Genomic DNA, 21,210 nt, shown 5'->3' on the forward strand with positions numbered 1-21,210 from the left:
TAGAAATGATACTTATTTTATTCATTGTTGTTTTAGTCTTTGTCCTTTGTAAATATGTTTTTAAGGTTGGTCAAAGTAATGAGTCAGCCTTATCAAAAGCTATTAGACGTACTTCTTATAACTTGGATTATATTGATAAACAAGCAAACGCTATTGCATTAGGAGCTAATGTAATTACTCAGGGTAAGAAAGTAATTTTAGAAATTCCAACTCGCGGATTATGGCAATTTTCTACTAATCCACAGGTAGCTCAATGCTTAATGGAAAGAGTAAATAGTGCAGAATTCAAGCGCTTTTTAGATTTAAATTATAGTGGCGTGGTATTTTCGAAACCTAAGTTTGAACAAAATAAAATAGTAATTATAGGTATGAAGTCAGACATGAGCCACCGCTTTGGGTCCTTCGACCCAAGGAGCGAGTGGCATAGATAGGGTAAAAAAATATCAAAAAAGTGCGTAAACCCGTATAAAATGTTGATACATAAGCATTTCTGGGCTTGTTATTAGAAATGCGTAAAGTGGGTTTAAATAAAAAAGCTAAAAAGTTAAAAATATCGCCGTCCAATTTGGACGGTGTTTTTTAAAACAAAGAGTATCTAAATTCCTTATGATTTTCTTGTAAATTAAAAATCACAAGAAAGGAAAACAGGTAATGGAACAAAAACCTAAATCCCGTCAATATATGATGGTGCAAGACTTAGACAAGTTACCATATGATTTGGATAAGTTAAAAGAAATATTGTCAGGACTTAAAGCAAAGGAATGGGCTTTCATAGTTCACGATAAAGATAAAAGTGAGAATGGTGGTTTAGTAAAACCACATGTGCATGCAGTTCTTAAGTTTGAAAACGAAAGAATGCTTGATACGCTTGCAAAAACTTTAAAGGTTAAACCACAGTACCTTCAAATTTGGAAGGGCAGAATTAACAACGCCTATAGCTATTTGATCCATTTAACTAGTGGCGCACAGGATAAACATATTTACAGTCCTAAAGAAGTAGTAGCTTCTTTTGACTTTCCAAAACGTATTTCTGAAATTACAAATCGAGTCTCCAAACAAGAGATTAAAGATGCACTAAATCTGTATTCCAATGGTGGATTGTCTCAGGCAGAATTAAAAACCAAAATCGGTAATTTAGCTTACGCACAAAACTTGGAAATTATAAAAAAGTTGAATACTGTCTTAGATAATCAGGCTCATCAAGAATGGCTACAGTCTTTTAAAGGGCAAAAAATGGTCGTTTCTTGGTATTACGGCCCAGCTGGTGTTGGTAAAACTAGGATAGCTTTAAAAGAAGCTATGGAAAGTGGAAAACAATATTGTGTACTGGGTTCATCTAATGACTATTTTCAAGATTATAACGCGCAAGATCATGTAGTAGTGTTAGATGAATTACGTCCTAATGACCTTAAGTATGGGGACTTACTTAAGATCATGGACCCATACCAGCATGACAAACATGCTCCTAGAAGATACAGAAATGTCGCGTTAAATATTGAAAAACTAATAATTACTACGCCTTACGATCCAGAAACGTTTTATAAGATGACCAAAATAGCTGATAGACGAGTAGATACAGTAGATCAGCTTAAGCGCCGCATTGACAAGGTTATTAAAGTAACGCCAGAAATGGCAAAGAAAGTATTTGGTGATGGAAATGAAAAACAATGTTAAAAATGCAAAAGACTTAATGAGTGCGTTAAACATTAGTACTACTAGATTTTATCAGTTCCTAAATAATGGAATGCCTTACCATCAGATTGGTAACGGACGCAAGTACTACATTTTAAATGAAGTAGAAGACTGGCTCCACAAGACGGGTTACCACCAGAAAAAAACATGGTCCAAATAAGGAGAATTAAGGTAGAATAGGAGTTGACTCTTATTCTACTTTTTCTTTGACGAAAGGGCAGAATAATGATTAAAAAAGTTAACAAAGATTCAGAAAAAGTATATTTGATTAGAGTGCAACCTCGTAATTCAATTACAGGAAAACGGGTAAACTTACCGATTAAATATGCCAAAACTAAATCCGAAGCTTCCAAAATTGAAAAAGAAATCTGGTCTGAGTACAAGTCTGGCTTGAATTTGGGTGATGGCAGGGCTGTATTTTCTGAAAGCTTTCAGAAATATGTCGATCAGAAAGCTAATACAATTAGTCCTGTAACTCTAAAGTCTTGGCAAGATTCTGCCAACGCGTTTAAAACATATTTTGGCAAAACTAAGATCAATCAGATTGATACTCAGTTAGTTTCCAAGTACGCTCATGACTACGTAGACAAGCACAATGCGACTGTTAGTAAGTCTTCTACAATCGCTAAAAGACTGATTCACATGCGAAGTTTCTTTAAATCTATTGAAGGTAAAGCTATTAAAGAAAACCCAGTTCCAGAAGGAGCGTTAAAACTTTTCTTTAGACAAAGCGACTTTACTGTCCCTCAAGAATGGTATATTCTATCAGATCAAGAGTTAGAACGTATTAGAAAAATTATAATTGAGGACTTAAAACATTCTTCGGCTATGAATTGGGTTGGCAAGTTAGCAGTATTAATTGAAAGCTACACCGGCATGAGAGTTGGAGAGCTGCAAGCATTAAGATTTACTAATGTTGTTAACGAAAAAGGACAATGGTCTTTTAGAATTAATAATAGTTGGTCTGATTACACTAATGACTTTACAGGAGCTTTAAAAGCGCGTCCTAAAGGCTATTCAAGAATGTTGTTGCCAGTTCCAGAAAGTGTAATTATTCTTCTTAAACAGTTTCAAATTAAGCAAAAGGACTTTTTAAAGAATAATGGTATTACAGGTGAAAATGATCTAGTATTTATTAATTTACATGATTATAAAACTGCCTATTTTGGTAAACCGATTAAACAACGCAGTATTAATGAGATGTTTAAATCGATTTGTGAAAGAGCAGATATTCACGCAGATGATAAAAAGCTAAGTCTTTATTCGTTTAGACATACTATTTGTACTAAATTAGCTAATACACCTGGTATGTCATATCCGTGGGCGGCAGAAAAAATGGGACATTCACTGCAAATGTTTATGAATACTTATGTTAGCGTCGACCCAAGTATTGAGGAAAAGATGACCCAGCTTTGGGTAGGCTAAAATAAAAAGTGTGTCAAGATATGGCACACAGACTATATTTAAGATGATGAAAATCGTTGGTAATAAAGGAAAAGCTAACCAGAAACCTACAGGCTTCTAGTCAGCATTATTTTTAGAAGATCCAGTCCTGTGGCTGGATCTTTTTTTGCATTAGAGTGCATCTTGACACACAACGAATTAGAGGGTGTCAAATAGTTACACGTGAAACAAAAATAGTCAAATACGACTTTTTTAAAATTTTCTCCCAAAAGCAAATATACTTAACTCAATAAATAAATTACTGAAGGAGAAAATCAAATGATCAAATTTAACGTACGTGGTGGCGTAGGCGACACTACTAAACCAGATGAAAATGCACGTCTGCAAGATAATTTTTATTTAGCTGTTAACTCGAAGTGGATTAAGGACCATCCCGTTCCAGCTGACCTTTCATGGTTTACCAGCTTCCATGCTCTAGAAAAAGATGCGCGTGAGACCTTGCTAGCAGATTTTGATGTTTTTGCAGCAGGTGAAAAGCCAATCCCAAACATCAAGAATCTTCAAAAAGCCGTCGATTTTTATAAATTGGCAAAAAATAATGCAAAAAGAAATGCCGAAGGTGCAACTCCTATTAAGCAAGACTTAGAATTTTTGCTTAGCTTGAATAGCTTGGAGGATGTGAAAAAGAACCTTTCTAAACTGCTATTTGAATTTACTTTACCTTGTAGTTTGGAAGTCAGTTCAGATTTTAAAAACGCAAGCCTGAATGTACTCTTCTTTAATGCTGCGAGTTTAATCTTGGGCGATACAAGTTATTATGAAGGTGAAAAAACTGAAGAGCTGCTCACAATCTGGCAAAAGCAAACTGTCGATTTGTTAACTAAGGCTGGCGTTGATAAGCAAGAAGCAACTCAGCTCGCTGCAGATGCGGTTAAATTAGATAAAAAGATGGCTAAGTTTTATAATTCTGCTGAATATAATGCTCAGATTGAGAACCTTTATAAGACAATGTCACTTTCAGATTTTGAAACTAAGACTAAGAGCTTTGATTTAGCTCATTTTATAAAGGAAAATAACTTATCTGATGCTCCATTTGTGATTGCACCTGAAGAAAATTACTTGAACCACTTCGATGAACTATTTAATGAAGAAAACTTTGCTCAACTAAAAGGCTGGCTAGTAGGTAATTTTGTCAATAAGGCTGCACAGTTTCTTTCTGATGAATTGCGCCAAGCTGCTTTACCTTTATCAACTGCACTTTATGGAATGACTGCAATTTCGTCAGATGAACGTTTTGTTTATAATCAATTAAAGAGTCAATTCGATGAGGTTGTGGGTCAATATTATGGTCTTAAATATTTAGGGGCGCAAGGAAAAGCCGATGCGACCGAGCTAGTACAAAGTATTGTGGAAGTTTATAAAGAACGACTTGCTGACAAGACCTGGCTTTCAAGTGAAACTAAGCAAAAGGCAATCGAAAAATTGAATACTTTAAAGCTTAAAGTGGGTTATCCCGAAGTTACCCAAGCCTTCTATAATGACTTAGAAGTAAAAGATAACTTGTATCAAACAGCTAAGGTGAATGGCCGCCATAAGATGGAGTACAATTTTGCTCAACTTCCAAAACCAGTAGATCACTCGGTATGGCTGATGTCCGCCATTGAGGCCAACGCATGCTACAACCCAAGTGACAATGATGTGACTTTGCCAGCCCTTGTCTTGCAAGAACCATTTTATAGTTTGGATCAAAGCAGAAGTGCTAATTACGGTGGAGTCGGTACGGTAATCGGTCATGAAATTAGTCACGCTTTTGACAATAATGGTGCCCAATTTGATAAAAACGGCAACATGGAGAATTGGTGGTCTAAGGAAGATTACGAAGAATTTAACAAGCGCATTAAAAAAGAAATTGAATTGTTCGATGGTGTAGTGGTGGGCGATATTAAGAGTAACGGTACTTTAACTGTTTCAGAAAATATCGCAGACCAAGGTGGGCTTAGTGCAGTAATTGCCGCTAATAAAAAAGATAATGGTAGTAGTAAAGAATTATTTAAAAATTATGCGCGCATTTGGCATGTGAATTCTAAGCATGAAATTTTGCAATATCTCGCTTCCTCTGATGTTCACTCATTACCGCAAGCCAGAGTAAATGTTCAAGTTCAATGCCAAGACGAATTTTATAAGGCATTCGACGTTAAAGAGGGTGATGGAATGTGGCTTGATGAAGATAAACGTGTAAGAATTTGGTAAGAAAAAAGATTTGTATCTATTATTTAACTTAATAGGACAAATCTTTTTCTTTATTTCAATACCTGTTATTTATTCATATATATGTTATGATGATCTTGTAATTTAAATTTGAGATGAATCCTTATGAGTCATCTTATAACTTAAAATAGAAAAATGTTATTTTGCTTGAACGAAATTATTAACTTAAGGAAATTTATTGAATAAGACAATGGATTGATCATAAGGCAATGAGATTGTTCGAGCTTTTTATTTTAGGAGAAAAATATGGTATCGAGAAAAAATATCAAAATGTTGAATGAAAAGACTAGAGACGAAAAACAACGTTTCTCTATTCGTAAGTTGAGCATTGGTGCCGCTAGTGTACTTGTTGGATTGGCATTCAGCGCCTACAGTGGTCAAACTGTATTGGCTGATACTACTAGTGATTCACAAGTTACTTCGGCAAAAACGCAAGACGATAAAGATAAGAAGGCTGAACAAGAAGATTCTACTAATGAAAATTCTAAAGTAACTAAGACTACAGCTTCTCAAGAAGAAAAATCTAATGCAGATCAAAAGAGTGACGCCGTAGGAGAAGCTTCAAAAGATCAAAACAGCAAAGAAAGCTCTTCAACTGCAGTAAAAGGTAAAGAAGTAGAAACTGCAAAAACTACTGAAACAGGCTCCCAAATCCAAAATGGGGAGGTACAAAATAGGCCGCAAGGAGAGCAACAGAATCAAAATTCTGGTGAAGGCACACAAACAAACTTTACCCTTCATAAAGGTACTGTAATTAAAGCAGAAGCTATGAAGCAATCATTAGCTGCAAAAACGCAAGCTGATGATACTACCTCAATTATTGTAACGGATGCTCAAGGCTTAATTGATGCTATTCAAAAAGGTACATATACTACGATTAATATTGATGGTGATATTAATTTGGGAGAAAAGACTAGCTCAAATTATACAAATACTACCATTAATAATAAACGTAATATCGTAATTCAAGCCACAGGTGATAAGAAGACCATTGATTTTGCTGGATATGGATTCAATATGTACAGCAATGACTATGGTGTTACTTTTAAGAACTTGAATTTATATGGCCAAAGCTACTTTGGGATCTTTAGAAGTGCAGGTTCCTATACCTTTGACAACGTAGATTATACTGGATCACAACTTGTATATACTGATTCCGGCTATAATACGACTGTTAACTTTGAAGGTAATGTAAGTTCGCATTCAGTGGGAAGTTACACTAGTCCTTTAGGTAATAAAACCAGAAGTAGTCAAGGTGGAAATAATCAACAAGTTCTTCAATTTGCAGCTGGTAATAATGAAATAAACTTTGCAGCTGGCAGTAAAGTTAACTTTACTACAACTAACTCAAATGTTATTGAAATTGACAAGGGTACAACTGTAATTAATGTAAAGAGTAATCCTGATGGTAGTAATGGTGCACAAGTTACTTTGAATCCACATACCCAAAATGGACCAGAACAGTTAAATGGGATGAATATGGACGGTATTGCACGTGGTATTGCATCAAATGGTAATACAACTTTGAATATCGATAAGGGCGCAAATCTTGATATTGTTTTGAAAGATGATGCTGCTGATAAATACCATTCCAGTGCACTTTTCTTGAATTCCGGTGCAACAATCAATGATAAAGGCAGCTTAACAGTTACTTCCGTTGGTCAACCATACTATCGTTCATCAGGAATAGATGCTCCAGTTTATATTAATGGAAATTCTACTATTAACGTTGAGGGAGGTAACTTTACCGTTAATGCCACTGATTTAGGTGACTATCAAGGAAACATTGTTACTTCAAGTGGTACTTCTACCATCAATATCAACCACCACGGAACTTTCGATGTAACTGGTGATGGAACCAAGGCTACTGCTGTAAGCTTGGGATCTGGTAGTACATTTACTTCAACTCAACCAGAATTATTCAGTATTGACATGCCAGAAGGAGCTACTGCCATCAAGAATGGTAAGGTTAGCTTCAAGGGTGTTAAGACCTCTGAAAATGGTCAGCCAATTGGTGAAATCGACGTAACTTATGCTGCTGATGGTACACCTACAGTTACTAAGGTAACTAGTGCTGATAGACAAACTGTAATTGATACTAAGGCTGCTGGGGATGCTGCTAAGAATAAGATTAACTTGCTAGCAGCAGGTAAAGAAGTTGAATTAACTAATATTACCTTCAATAAAGATGCAAATGGTGACTACATCATGGCTGGTAATGCTAACACTGCTGATGGTGACGGTGCTTACGTTTACATCAATATTAATGGTAGTGAAACCCCGGTTAAGGTTACTGGTAGTGGTAGTCAAACTATTTACTCCATTACTAATACTGAAAAAGAGCCAACTGCTACTGAAGTACCATACACTGTCCAAACTGGTGCAGATGGCAAATTCTCAGTTAACTTAGGTCAATTGAAGGATACTGATACTGTTTCAGTACATGCTGACAAGGACTTCGTAACTAGTGATACTGATACTAAGACTGTTTCTGAATGGATGCTCAACAGTTACAAGCAACAATTGCAAGATTTGATTAATGAAGCTCCAACAGTAGAAGGCAGCAAGAATTATACAGCTGCTGATACTGATAAGCAGACTGCATATACTGATGCAATTACAGGTGGTAGCAACTTGTTGGCAGACACTAGTGCAACCACTGAGCAAGTTCAAAACCAAATTACTGCAATTACTAATGCTAAGAAGGCTTTGAATGGTGATAGTAATGTTACAGATGCCAAAAATGCTATTCAAAATGCTCTTGATGCAAAGAAAGCAGCAATTACTGCAGCTACAAACATTGATCAAACTGAAAAAGATAAGTTAATTAATGACGCAGAAACAGCTGCAACTAATGCCAATACTGCAATTGATCAAGCGACTACAAAAGATGCTATCAATACTGCTAAAACTACGGGTATTGAAAGCATTAATAATGTTACAATTCTAAGTCTTGATAGTGCCAAGACTGACGCGAAAGCAGCAGTTCAAGAAGCATTAACCAAGAAGTTAACTGAAATTAATAACGCTCAAAATATTGATCAAACTACAAAAGATAAATTAACTGCTGACGCAAATCAAGCAGCTACTGATGCTAACACTGCCATTGACAATGCAACTACTAATGATATTGCAACTAAAGCAGGCCAAGATGGTGTTGACGCAATTAACAAAGTCACAGTTCCATCAGTAACTGACAGTCAAAATGCCGCAAAAGACGCTGTTCAAAAGGCTCTTGACGCTAAGAAGGCAGAAATTAACAACGCAACTAACATTGATCAAGCTGAAAAAGATAAGTTGACCAAAGATGCTGAAGATGCCGCAGACACTGCCAACAAGGCAATTGACCAAGCCACTACTGCAGATGCAATCAAGAAGGCTCAAGACGACGGAACTGACAACATTAATAATGTTAAAGTTCCAAGCTTAGAAGATGCCAAAAACGAAGCTACTAAGGTTGTTGAAGATGCGCTTACTAAGCAAACTGATCTTATCAACAACTCTAACAACTTGAGTAGTGCAGAAAAGGAAGACTTGGTAAAGCAAGCTACAGATGCCGCTAACGCTGCTAAGGATAAGATCAACGCTGCAACGACTAATGATGAAGCAGCTAAGGCCGGTCAAGATGGTGTTGATGCAATTGAAAAAGTCGTTCCAACTAGCTTGGATAAGGCGAAAGCTGATGCAAAAGCAGCAGTTCAAGAAGCATTAACTAAGAAGTTAACTGAAATTAATAACGCTCAAAATATTGATCAAGCAACTAAAGATAAATTAACTGCTGATGCAAATCAAGCAGCTACTGATGCTAACACTGCTATTGACGCTGCTAAAACTAATGATATTGCAGCTAAGGCCGGCCAAGACGGTGTTGACGCAATTAACAAAGTCACAGTTCCATCAGTAACTGACAGCCAAAATGCCGCAAAAGACGCTGTTCAAAAGGCTCTTGACGCTAAGAAGACAGAAATTAACAACGCAACTAACATTGATCAAGCCGAAAAAGATAAGTTGATCAAAGATGCTGAAGATGCCGCAGACACTGCCAACAAGGCAATTGACCAAGCAACTACCGCAGATGAAATTAAGAAGGCTCAAGACGACGGAACTACCAACATTAATAATGTTAAAGTTCCAAGCTTAGAAGATGCCAAAAACGAAGCTACTAAGGCTGTTGACGCTGCGCTTACTAAGCAAACTGATCTTATTAACAAAGCCTCTAACTTAAGTGATAAAGAAAAGCAAGATTTAATCTCTCAAGCTACTGATGCTGCTAATGCTGCTAAGGATAAGATCAACGCTGCAACGACTAATAATGAAGCAGCTAAGGCCGGTCAAGATGGTGTTGCTACAATTGAAAAAGTTGTTCCAACTAGCTTAGAAGATGCTAAAAATGCTGCAAATAAAGCAGTTGATGATGAATTAACTAATAAGTTAGATGAAATAAACAAAGCAGCTGACTTAACTACTGATGAAAAAGCTGCTTTAACTAAAGAAGCAAATGATGACGCTGCAGCAGCTAAGGAAGCTATTTCTAAAGCAACAACTAATGATGCCGCAACTGAGGCAGGTCAAGACGGCGTTAAGAAGATTGATGGCATCCCTGTGCCAGAAAAATCACCAGTTAAGACCAAAGCAGAAACTGATCTCAACAATGCGGTTACTGAAGCAAAGAACGCCATCGATCAAGATACCAACTTAACTGATGAGCAAAAACAAGCTGCTAAGGACCAAATTGATGCCAATGCTAAGACTGCTCAAGACGCAATCAATAATGCTAAGACTAATGCAGATGTCACTAATGCAGTTGACAATGGCAAGCTTGCAATCGACAAGAACGTTGCCAATGCCGTAATCGATAACGCAGCAGCTGGCAAGCTCAAGGAAATCAAGGTTCCATTAACTACTGATGAGCAAAAGACTTACACTGATTTAATTAACTCTGAAGCTAACAACGCAAAGCAAAACATTGCTAATGCTACTACTCCAGAAGAAGTAACTACCGCTCAAAACAACGGTGTTAATGAAATTAACGGCACTAACATCCCAACTACTTCTAAAGTTAAAGAAGATGCTCTTAATGCAATTAAGACTGCTCTTGACAACAAGACTAAGGAAATCAACGATTCCCAGAACATCAATGCTCAAGAAAAAGCTGATTTAATCAAGCAAGCACAAGATGCTGCAGATACTGCTAACAACAACATCAACAACGCAACCACCAACGCAGCTGTAGAAACTGCTCAAACTAACGGTGAAAAGGCAATCGCAGATGTAACTGTTCCAAACTTATCTGATGTTAAGAAGCAAAACATTGATCTTGTTAACAAGGCTTTAGATGCTAAGAAAGATGAGATCGACAAGGCTTCTAACCTTTCAAACGATGAAAAGCAAAAGTTAGTCAACGAAGCAACTAATGCTGCTACTGACGCAATCAACAACATCAATGCTGCAAAGACTAATGATGAAGCTAAAGAAGCCGCAAATACCGGTGTTCAAAACATCGAAAATGTCACTATTCCAAGTCTTGACGATGCTAAGAAGAATGCAAAGCAAGCAATTGACGATACTTTGAAGTCTAAAGTGGATGAAATCAACAAGGCTTCTAACTTGAACCCTACTGAAAAGCAAGACTTGATTGATAAAGCAACTGATGCTGCTAACACTGCAAAGACTAATGTCGACAAGGCAACAACTAATGATGAAGCTAAAGAAGCTGCAGATGAAGGTATCCAAACCATCAAAGGCATTACCTTTACCTCATTAGATGATGCTAAGAAGGCTGCCAACACTGCAATTGATAATGCATTAACTGCTAAGAAGAATGAAATTGACGCAGCCAACAACTTAAGCGATACTGAAAAGCAAAAATTAGTTGATGAAGCTACTCAAGCTGCTAATACTGCAAAAGAAAATATTAGCAAGGCTCAAACCAACGATGCAGTTACTGAAGCTCAAAACAAGGGTACCGAAGCAATTGCTAACGTTAACGTTCCAAGCTTAGACCAAGCTAAGAAAGCCGCAATTAACGCAATCAAGCAAGTTCAAGAAGCTAAGAATGCCCAAATTGCTAAAGCTGCCAACTTAAGTGCTGACGAACAAAAAGCATTAACTGATCAAGTAAATGAAATTGCCAACGATGCTATTGCTGAAATCAATAAGCCAACTACAACTACTAACGATGCAGTTGCTGCAACTCGTGATGATGCAATCAAGCAAATCACTGACTTGTTCATCCCTACTTTAAGTAGTGCACAAAAAGATGCCCGTGATGCAATTGAAAGTGCTAAGAACGCTAAGATCGACGACATTAATAACGCAACTCACTTAACTGATGAAGAAAAACAAGATTTGATTGACCAAACAACTAAGGCTGCCAAAGACGCAACTGATGCAATCAACGCAGCTGACACTAACGATGCTGTTAAGGATGCTGAAACTGCAGGTTTGAACAACATTAATAAGGTCACTATCCCAAGTCTTGCTGACAAGCAACAAGCCGCTATCAAGGAATTAGACGCAGCACGCGATGCTAAGGTTAAGACCATTGATGAATCTACTGATTTAACCACCGATGAAAAGAACGCTTTGAAAGACAAGGTTCAAAATGCTTACAGCAACGCCGTAGAAAATGTAACTAAGGCAGCTACTGATCAAGCTGTAACTGAAGCTAAAGACAATGGGATCAAGGCAATTAATAGCATTGAAGTTCCAGCTAAGTCAGCTGATAAGGAAAAGGCTAAGACTGATCTTACTGACGCAGTTAACAAGGCTAAAGAAGCTATTGATCAAGACAGCAATTTAACTGATGAAGAAAAACAAGCAGCTAAAGATCAAATTGACCAAGATGCTAAGAATGCAGAAGATGCAATTGAAAAGGCTAAGACTGATGCTGATGTAACTAAGGCAGCTAACGACGGTAAGTTAGCAATTGACAAGGATGTTGCTAATGCCGCAATCGACAACGCCGCAGCTGCTAGAAAGGACGCCATTTCTAAGGCACCTGACTTAACTAAGGAAGAAAAGACCGCTTTAGATAATGAAGTAGATCAAAGAGCTAAAGCTGCAAAAGACGCAATCAATGTCGCAACTACTGAACCAGCTGTAGAAAGCGCCAAGGACAAGGGTATTGAAGCTATCAACGGTGTCGAAATTCCAACTAAGTCACAAACCAAGACTGATGCTGAAACTGACATCGACAAAGCAGCTGAAGATGCTAAGAAGGCCATCGACAATACTCCAGACTTAACTGATGATCAAAAGCAAGCAGCTAAAGATCAAATCGATCAAGATGCTAAGAATGCTAAGGACGCAATTGACAAAGCTGCTGACGATAAGGATGTTAAGGATGCAACTGATGCTGGTTTACTTGCAATTAACAAGGTAACTGCTAAAGCTGCCATCGATTCTGCCGCTGCAGCTAAGAAGAATGAAATTGCTAAGGCTCCATTAACTACTGATGAAGCTAAGACTTTGAACGACTTAGTTGATCAAGAAGCAAACGCTGCTAAGAACAACATCGATAACGCAACTACTACTGATGCTGTAGAAAATGCTAAGAATACTGGTGTTAAAGCAATTAACGATATCAATGTTCCATCAACTTCACCAGCTAAGGATCAAGCAAATAAAGACATTCAAAATGCCTTAGACAACAAGACCAAAGAAATCAACGATGCTAAGAACTTGTCTAACGATGAAAAGGCTGACTTGATTAAGAAGGCTCAAGATGCCGCTAACGAAGCTAAAGAAAACATCGCTAAGGCAACTACTGATGCTGATGTAACTAAGGCTGCTGAAGATGGTGTTCAAAAAATTGCCGACGTTAAGGTTCCTACTCTTGAAGATGCTAAGAAGGATGCAACTGATTTAATCGACAACGCTCTTAAGCAAAAACAAGAAGAAATTAATAACGCTGACAACTTAACTCCAGATGAAAAGGCTGACTTGAATAAGAAGGCTGAAGACGAAGCTGCTAAGGCAAAAGACGCTATCGAAAAAGCCACTACTAATGATGATGTAGATAAAGCTAGAAACGAAGGCGCTCAAAAGATTGCCGACATCAAAGTTCCAAGTCTTGACGACAAGAAGAACGATGCTAATAAAGCAATCGACGATGTCTTGAAAGAAAAGACTGAAGAAATCAACAAAGCTCCTAACCTATCTGATCAAGAAAAAGCTGATCTTGTAAAAGAAGCAACTGATAAAGCCAATACTGCAAAAGACGCTATCGAAAAAGCAACTAATGATGATGAAGTAGCTAAGGCTGAAGAAAAGGGAATTTCCGACATCCTCAATGTTAAGATCCCAGGCTTAGACGACCACAAGAAGAATGCTGTTGCTGCTCTTGATGCTGCTAAGGCTGATAAACTTGCTGAAATTAACAAGGCTTCAAACTTAACTTCAGATGAAAAGACTGCTTTGACTAACAAAGTTAACAGCGAATACAACAACGCAATCGAAAACGTTAATAATGCAAAGACTAACGATGCTGTAGATGTTGCAAGAGATGCGGGTGTGACTGCAATTCTTAACATCAAGGTTCCAACTATCGAAGAAACCAAGAAAGACAGCGTTGATGCTCTTAACCAAGTTCGCGATGCTAAGAAGGAACAAATTAAGAACGCTACTAACTTGAGTCAAGATGAAAAAGACAAGTTAACTAAGCAAGTTGATGAAATTGCTGATAATGCAATCAACAATATCAACAAAGCTACTAACGACCAAGCAGCTAAGGATGCTGAAAAACAAGGTATTGAGGACATCCTTAACATCAAGGTTCCAACACTAGATGAAGTTAAGACTAATGCAAAACAAGCTATCGATGATGCATTGCAAAGCAAGACTAACGAAATCAACAATGCAACTAACTTAGATCCTGCAACTAAGAAGACTTTGATTGATGAAGCTACGAACGCAGCTAACACTGCTAAGGCCAACATTGATGCCGCAACTACCAACGATGAAGCTTTAAGTGTACAAAAAGCTGGTGTTGATAAGATCTTAGGTATCAAAGTTCCAACATTAGATGAAGCTTTGGACAAGGCATTAACTTCAATCAATGACGCTTTGAAGAATAAGTTGGCTGAAATTAACAACGCAACTTACTTACCACAAAGTCAAAGAGATGATTTGGCAAAACAAGCAAATGCTGCAGCTCAAAAAGCAATTGAAGCAGTAAATGCTGCTAAGACTAACGCTGAAGCTGCAAGTGCAGCACAAAAGGGTGTTGAAGCAATCAATAATATTGTTGTTCCTGGTCAAATAATTGACAATGGCGGTGACAATACTGGCAATGACGCCCAAGCTGCCCTTAACAACGCTAAGAGCCAAGCAGATCAAGCAATTGACCAAGCTTTAGCTAACAAGACTGCTCAAATTAACGCAGCAAGTCAATTAAGCGACGCACAAAAAGCTGACTTGATTAACCAAGCTAACCAAATTGCTGCTCAAGCTAAAGAAAACATCGCAAAGGCCACTACTCAAGGCGAAGTTAACTTAGCAATGAACAACGGTGTTGCCGAAATTAACGCTATCGCAATCCCATCATTAAGTGATGCTAAGGCTGATGCAATCAGTGACATCGACAAGGCTGCAAGTGCTAAGAATGCTGAAATCAACCGTGCAAACTTATCTGCTAAGCAAAAACAAGCTTTGAGAGCTGAATTAGCTGCCGCTGTGGCTAATGCTAAAGCTGCAATCGAAGCTGCTAACACTTTGCAAGCAGTAGCTGATGCTAAGGCAAGCGGAATTGCTGCAATTGAAGCAATTATCGTTTCTGCTAAGGCTGCAAACGAAGAACTTGCTAATGCAAACTCTGCTTATAACGCAGGCCTTCGTGCAAATGGCGCAAACAGCGCAAACGCAAACAACCAAGCTAATACAAATGCTGATCATAAGAAGCAATTACCACAAACTGGTAAAGCTAGCGATGTTCAAATTGCTTTAGCTGGTGCTGCAGCTGCAATGACTGGTTTAATTTCCTTACTTGGAGCTGGCAAGAAGAGAAAAGATAACTAATCAATTCTGCACAACGAAAAAGAGGACCGAGAGGTCCTCTTTTTTATATTGAAATTTTAGGCTCTAGATATGTACTCATATCTTTCATAATTTCGTTAAAATCAAATGATGTTAAAGTATTATTGCTGGCTTTATAAGCACTGATTACTGAAATAATTAATACTAAATGAACTTCTAGGCGCTTAGGATCACGCAGTTCTGGGATTTCACTAAAAAATGGTTCGGCTACCGCTACTAAACGATTAATTATCTCCATATTTCCCTGGTTAACCTCTTTAACAATCCCAGGTGTTTTTTGAATTGCGCGTGCAAATTGAAGATTCGTGCCAATTTTTGAGGTGGAATATAGAGGGATGAATGTCTCTAAATAAATTTTGAGCCGATGAAAAGCTAGATCTATTACGGCATCATAAAGTTCTTTTTGAGAAATAAAAAGGCTGTAAATGGGATAAACCGAACTGTGGCAAGCCTTAGCAATTGATCTGATTTTTAAGTCTTTACAGCCACTTTCATTAAATAAATCATAGGCTGTATTCAATATTTTATTTTTTGTGAATCGTTGAGTTCTGCCCATTTTTCTATCTTTCTGTCTACTAGGTACAATCCGCTAGTTAAACAATAGCAGATTTGTATATGGAAAATAAGGCGAAAACTTGAATACGGCGCAGATAGATCAATGTTGAACAGAGCTGAAAAATTAACGATAGTCTTTATAGTAAGTGGACAATGTGTCCGAGAACAAGAGCAACTGTACAATAAAATAAAAAAGGTGTCATCTTGACCCAACATAGTATAAAATTCTAAGACAGTAGGCAAAATGTATTGGAGATAAGTAATAAGTAAGGATGATTGAATGGATATCCGAATTTTGAATACAAAGAATCGAATTCAAGAAGGATTAATAGCCTCAATGAGAGAGATCCCGCTCTACCGCCTCAAAGATAAGGATGTTATTGAGAAGTCAGAGATTTCATCATCTAGTTTTTATAAATATTATTCTGATAAAAACGAGGTATTAGATGATATAGAAGCCGAATTGCTAAAAGAATATCGGACTGCTTTGAACAATGATGCTCGCCAGTTGCGGACACTGCAATTTCCACCTAATAAAAAAGATATTAGACTTTTTGTTGATAAGAATACTACTGAAATTGTGGAATATTTTAGTGAAAAGAAAAGTACTTTAGCTGTTTTGACTTCTGATAAGGGAGATCCAGGATTTACATCTGAATTAATTGAAATGACTGCCCAAGTAGTTAAGCTGTTGATGGAACACTATTTTAAGCTATACGGTCAAGAAGATATTCTTAAGCAAAAGAAGTTTAAATTGCTAATGCTATCAAAATGGTATGCGTTTTGCTTTGTGGGACCACTACTTTTTTGGTTAGAACATTCAGATGAAATGGCAATCAGAGATGCCAAAGAGCTGATTCTTTCAATGATTCTAAAGTCACCATATGATGTATCTACACATGGATTTTAAAAAGGATTCGTTTTAATACGAATCCTTTTCTTATGTATTTAATTTTTGAAGCTGTGAATTGGTGCCGGGATTAATCCTCCACGATTAATTAAACGATCACTTGGAGCTGGGTTAACAGCCATAATTGGAGCGTGTCCAAGCAAACCACCGAATTCGACATCTTCTCCAACTCCTTTGCCTGGAACTGGGATTACGCGCACTGCAGTTGTTTTGCTGTTAACCATTCCGATTGCGGCTTCATCTGCAATCATTGCACTGATAGTTTCTTTAGGAGTATCACCAGGGATGGCAATCATGTCCAGACCCACTGAACAAACCGCTGTCATTGCTTCTAATTTGGCGATATTAAGGGTGCCATTTTCAGCGGCACTAATCATACCTGCATCTTCAGAAACTGGGATGAAAGCCCCAGAAAGACCACCTACGTGGCTGCAGGCCATGATTCCACCTTTTTTAACTGCATCATTAAGCATAGCCAAGGCAGCAGTTGTGCCATGAGTCCCAACTTGAGAAACGCCGATTTCTTCTAAAACTTCGGCGACTGAATCACCAGGTGCAGCTGTTGGAGCAAGTGACAAGTCGACAATTCCAAAACCGACGCCGAGCTTTTTAGCAGCGACGCTTCCAACTAATTGTCCCATGCGAGTTACTTTAAAGGCAGTTTGTTTAATAGTTTCAGCAACAACGTCCATTGGCTGGCCTTTGACTTTTTCTAAAGCCGCTTTAATTACTCCGGGTCCAGAAACTCCCGCATTAATGACAACGTCGGGTTCGCTTACTCCATGAAAACCTCCTGCCATAAATGGATTATCTTGAACCGCATTACAAAAGACAACTAACTTGGCGTTGGTCATCATGTCGAGTTTTGAAGCATCTACGATAACTTGTCCCATTTGCTTAACTGCATCCATGTTAATACCGCTTTTGGTAGAGCCGACATTAACACTAGCGCAGACAAAACTAGTTTCAGCTAGAGCTTGGGGTAGAGAATTAATTAAAATGCGATCGCCAGATTGATAACCTTTATCAACTAAAGCAGAAAAACCTCCGATAAAGTCGATTCCTAATTCCTGGGCTGCGCGATCTAAGGTCTTGGCATATTTGACGTAGTCGTTATCTGTGCTAGCAGCCGCAATTAGCGACATTGGGGTGACCGTGACACGCTTGTTAGCAATAGGGATGCCGTATTCTTGTTCGATTTGCTGACCAACTTTGACTAAGTCTTTAGCTTTAGTTGTGATTTTGTCATAGATTTTTTGACAAGCGCGTGTGCTATCACTGTCAATACAGTCAAGTAAAGAAATTCCCATGGTAATTGTTCGGATGTCTAGGTTTTCACTAGATAGCATCTGGCTTGTTTCATAAATTTGATTTGCGTCCATGTGCCTTCTCCTTAAAGTTGATGCATTGCGTCGTATAACTCTTCATTACGCAAGTTAATTTCAACGCCAAGTTCTTTACCTAAGTCAGTGAATTTGCTAGTTAAACTGGCAAAATCTTTTTCTTGGGGCACATTAACCATCATCATCATGACAAAGTTGTCTGCCATTAATGTTTGAGAAACGTCTAAGATGTTGATATCATTTTCGGCTAAGAGCTGGCTAACTTTGGCAACGATGCCAACCTTATCTTTGCCTAATACAGTAAGAATTGCTTTCATATGATCTCCTTTATTAAAAATAATAGCTATTAACTTTAGATTCTATTGAAAAAAATAGTGTAAAACAAGACAAAGCCTAGATTCTATTGTAAAAAGATCAATCTGACAGTGCTTTAAAGAACTAGTTTTGGCTAAAAGATGCTATGCTAGGGATGAGAAATCTATTTTAATATAGAAAGGACCTACCGCATATGACAAAAGTTGGAATTATTGGTGCTTCTGGCATGGCTGGAAGTGCAATTTATAAATTAGCATCCCAAAATCCTACTTTACAAGTAACAGGGATTGTTAGAAATGAAGCAAAAGCTCACCGCGTTTTGGGCGATGATGCTAACTTAGTTATTGGTAATGTATTAACAATGAACGATAGTATGTTTAAAAACTTCGACGTAATTGTAGATGCATTTGGCACAATTCCTGCACAAGCAGGTGATCAGCTAATTTTGGCAAGAAAGTTAATTGATTTAGCTCGTAAAAATAAGATTAGGGTGATTTTTATTCTCGGTGCAGGTAGTTTGCGCACAGGAAAAGACCACCACTTAGTTGTAAAAGACATCGCACAAATGCCAGGTGCCAAAGACTGGATCAATGTTCCTGAACAACAAGTCAAAGAGCTCGACTACTTAAATGGAGTAGACGACGTTGACTGGCTGGGCATTTCTCCATCATTAACATACGAAGCTGGTCCTGCAACGGCTTATGAGCTCGGTGGCGACGACTTGCTTTATGACGAAAATGGCGAATCAAAGGTTACTAACGGCACGATGGCTAAGTTAGTTGTTAACGAAATTTTGTATCCTGAACACAGCAAGGAAAGAATCACCGTTGTAAATAAAGAGTAGCTCTCCCCCCTGATTTGATCTATACTAAAGATGCTAGATCAAATAGGGAGGACAAAAGATGCAAACTACTCGCACGCAACTACGACAAATGGCTCGTGACCAATTGAAAGGCAGTTGGCTATGGGTGATCGGCCTTTGGATATTACCACCAATTTTGGTTAATATTGTAACGGCGATTAATAATTGGATCTGGACAGGTCGATTTGAAATTGACGAAAAAATGCTGCACTTGTTTTGGTGGCAGCAATCAGGAGTAGGTTTGATTGGTTTCATTATCGGACTTGCTGCTTTAGTAATTAGTTACGGGGTTATTTATTCACAATTAGCTTTTAGAGATACCGGGAAAAAGCCCAATATCTTTAAAGCAATCTTTGCAGGATTTACCAATGGATATTTATTTAGAACGCTAATTACAAGCATTTTAGTAAATATTTTCCTGTGTTTGTGGACGATTTTGCTAATCATTCCAGGCATCATTAAGGGCTTTTCTTACTCGATGACGCCTTATATTATGAAAGACATGATTGATGCTCATCATAAAATGAGTTTTACTGAAGCAATTAGACAATCACGTAAGCTGATGAAGGGCCATAAGACGGATTTGTTTATTTTGTGGCTATCATTTAATATTTGGTACTTTATTATTGGTGTGATTGGTCTAGTATTTTTCACGATAAATGTTGAATCATACACGATGAGCGTTTTAATTACGGTTATTACAGCTGTAGCATGTTGGATTGCTTCGTTCTACATTCAACCTTACTATCGTCAAACCGTCGCAAACTTTTATCGCGAGTTAGCTGGCGACAAATTTCTTAATGGTGATTATTAAACTGAATAAAGAATAAAATTTATACTTGCTTTTTTGGCCGCATCTGATATACTATTATATGTTGATGCTGACTTAGCTCAGTTGGCAGAGCACGTCATTAGTAATGATGAGGTCGAAGGTTCGAATCCTTTAGTCAGCATAACTTAAGAGATCCAGTCGAAAGGCTGGATCTTTTTTTGCATATATTCTGATGAAATCTACAAAAATATTTTATCAAGTGCTTACTAAACAAAAGTAAGATAATTAATGATAAGATTGGATTGAAATATAGTAATTTAATCCAAATAAAAACGGAGGCTGATAATTATGACTAAAAAAGTGTTTGTGGTTGGTTCTACCGGCCGCGTGGCAACGGAATTGATCAAGGACTTGGTAAAAGCAGATATCGATGTAAAAGCTGGTGCTCGTCATCCTGAAAGAGTCGTTAAAAACGAACATGTTGAAGCTGTGAAGATTGACTTGCATGACAGTGTCGAAAATATTGCCAAGTTAATGCAAGGAATGGATGCAGTTTACTTTGTCGCTGGCTCACGCGGACGCGATTTGCTCCAAACTGATGCGATGGGGGCTGTTAAAGTGATGCAAGCAGCCGAAAAAGATGGAATCAAACGCTTTATTATGTTGAGTTCTTTGTATGCCTTAGAGCCAGAAAAATGGGAAGAAGTTTTATCAATCATTCCATCTTCTGAAACGCGTGATGAATTCACCAATTATAATATTGCTAAGTTCTTTGCGGACACTTATTTAGTAAGCAATACTAATTTGGACTATACGATTTTGCAGCCATCTAACTTGAGTGAAGAAGCTGGAACTGGTCGAATTAGTATTAATGACCAAAGAAAGTCTAGCTCTAATCCAATTGCTGACGTTGCCCAGACTTTGGCCGATATTTTGAATTATGACAACACAATTCATCAGGTTATTTTGATGAGTAGTGGGGATGAACCGATTGATGAGGCTTTAGCAAGTATTTAAAAAGATCCAGTCGAAAGGCTGGATCTTTTTGTATCGC

At 37.7% G+C, this 21,210-nt stretch carries 13 protein-coding genes and 1 tRNA gene; 11 read left to right on the forward strand and 3 right to left on the reverse strand.

Features of this window, described 5'->3' with window-relative positions; all coding sequences use genetic code 11:
* Positions 1–5: 5 nt before the first annotated feature.
* The 6 genes from Q0Y70_RS00315 (at position 6) to Q0Y70_RS00340 (ending at position 15,381) form a co-directional block, all read left to right on the forward strand.
* On the forward strand, positions 6–431 hold the full coding sequence (locus tag Q0Y70_RS00315; RefSeq protein ID WP_297815105.1) for a hypothetical protein: 426 nt from the start codon (positions 6–8) through the stop codon (positions 429–431).
* Between the two features lie 220 nt (positions 432–651).
* Positions 652–1,674, forward strand: a complete 1,023-nt coding sequence (locus Q0Y70_RS00320; RefSeq protein WP_297815108.1) for a Rep family protein — start codon at positions 652–654, stop codon at positions 1,672–1,674.
* Complete coding sequence (locus Q0Y70_RS00325; RefSeq protein WP_297815111.1) at positions 1,658–1,852, forward strand: hypothetical protein; 195 nt, start codon at positions 1,658–1,660, stop codon at positions 1,850–1,852. Before Q0Y70_RS00320 ends, Q0Y70_RS00325 begins: the two co-directional genes overlap by 17 nt.
* 65 nt (positions 1,853–1,917) lie before the next feature.
* Positions 1,918–3,117: a tyrosine-type recombinase/integrase gene (locus tag Q0Y70_RS00330; protein ID WP_297815113.1), complete on the forward strand. Its 1,200-nt coding sequence runs from the start codon at positions 1,918–1,920 to the stop codon at positions 3,115–3,117.
* Between the two features lie 297 nt (positions 3,118–3,414).
* Entirely contained in the window at positions 3,415–5,346 is a 1,932-nt protein-coding gene (locus Q0Y70_RS00335) for a M13-type metalloendopeptidase (protein WP_297815115.1), read from the forward strand.
* Positions 5,347–5,610: 264 nt separating this feature from the next.
* On the forward strand, positions 5,611–15,381 hold the full coding sequence (locus tag Q0Y70_RS00340) for a DUF1542 domain-containing protein (RefSeq protein ID WP_297815117.1): 9,771 nt from the start codon (positions 5,611–5,613) through the stop codon (positions 15,379–15,381).
* A gap of 43 nt (positions 15,382–15,424) precedes the next feature.
* On the opposite strand, the gene Q0Y70_RS00345 is transcribed toward Q0Y70_RS00340, so the two are convergent.
* Complete coding sequence (locus Q0Y70_RS00345; protein WP_297815120.1) at positions 15,425–15,955, reverse strand: TetR/AcrR family transcriptional regulator; 531 nt, start codon at positions 15,953–15,955, stop codon at positions 15,425–15,427.
* Positions 15,956–16,234: 279 nt separating this feature from the next.
* Between Q0Y70_RS00345 and Q0Y70_RS00350 the strand changes: the two genes are divergently transcribed.
* The gene (locus Q0Y70_RS00350) at positions 16,235–16,864 is read left to right on the forward strand and encodes a TetR/AcrR family transcriptional regulator (RefSeq protein WP_297815122.1); all 630 of its coding nucleotides are present in this window, start codon (positions 16,235–16,237) and stop codon (positions 16,862–16,864) included.
* A gap of 38 nt (positions 16,865–16,902) precedes the next feature.
* On the opposite strand, the gene Q0Y70_RS00355 is transcribed toward Q0Y70_RS00350, so the two are convergent.
* Positions 16,903–18,246 carry a PFL family protein gene (locus Q0Y70_RS00355; protein ID WP_297815124.1) on the reverse strand — a complete coding sequence of 448 codons (1,344 nt, stop codon included), beginning with the start codon at positions 18,244–18,246 and terminating at the stop codon, positions 16,903–16,905.
* Positions 18,247–18,257: 11 nt separating this feature from the next.
* The gene (locus Q0Y70_RS00360; protein ID WP_297815126.1) at positions 18,258–18,524 is read right to left on the reverse strand and encodes an ACT domain-containing protein; all 267 of its coding nucleotides are present in this window, start codon (positions 18,522–18,524) and stop codon (positions 18,258–18,260) included.
* Between the two features lie 191 nt (positions 18,525–18,715).
* Between Q0Y70_RS00360 and Q0Y70_RS00365 the strand changes: the two genes are divergently transcribed.
* From Q0Y70_RS00365 to Q0Y70_RS00380, 4 genes are all read left to right on the forward strand, one after another.
* The gene (locus tag Q0Y70_RS00365; protein WP_297815129.1) at positions 18,716–19,366 is read left to right on the forward strand and encodes an NAD(P)-dependent oxidoreductase; all 651 of its coding nucleotides are present in this window, start codon (positions 18,716–18,718) and stop codon (positions 19,364–19,366) included.
* A gap of 58 nt (positions 19,367–19,424) precedes the next feature.
* A complete protein-coding gene (locus tag Q0Y70_RS00370; protein ID WP_297815132.1) occupies positions 19,425–20,198 on the forward strand; it encodes a DUF975 family protein in 774 nt (257 codons plus the stop codon).
* Positions 20,199–20,264: 66 nt separating this feature from the next.
* Positions 20,265–20,337, forward strand: a tRNA-Thr gene (locus Q0Y70_RS00375).
* A gap of 167 nt (positions 20,338–20,504) precedes the next feature.
* On the forward strand, positions 20,505–21,173 hold the full coding sequence (locus Q0Y70_RS00380; RefSeq protein WP_297815134.1) for an SDR family oxidoreductase: 669 nt from the start codon (positions 20,505–20,507) through the stop codon (positions 21,171–21,173).
* The last annotated feature ends 37 nt before the right edge of the window (positions 21,174–21,210 follow it).

The sequence above is a fragment of the uncultured Lactobacillus sp. genome (assembly GCF_947367085.1).
GTDB lineage: Bacteria > Bacillota > Bacilli > Lactobacillales > Lactobacillaceae > Lactobacillus.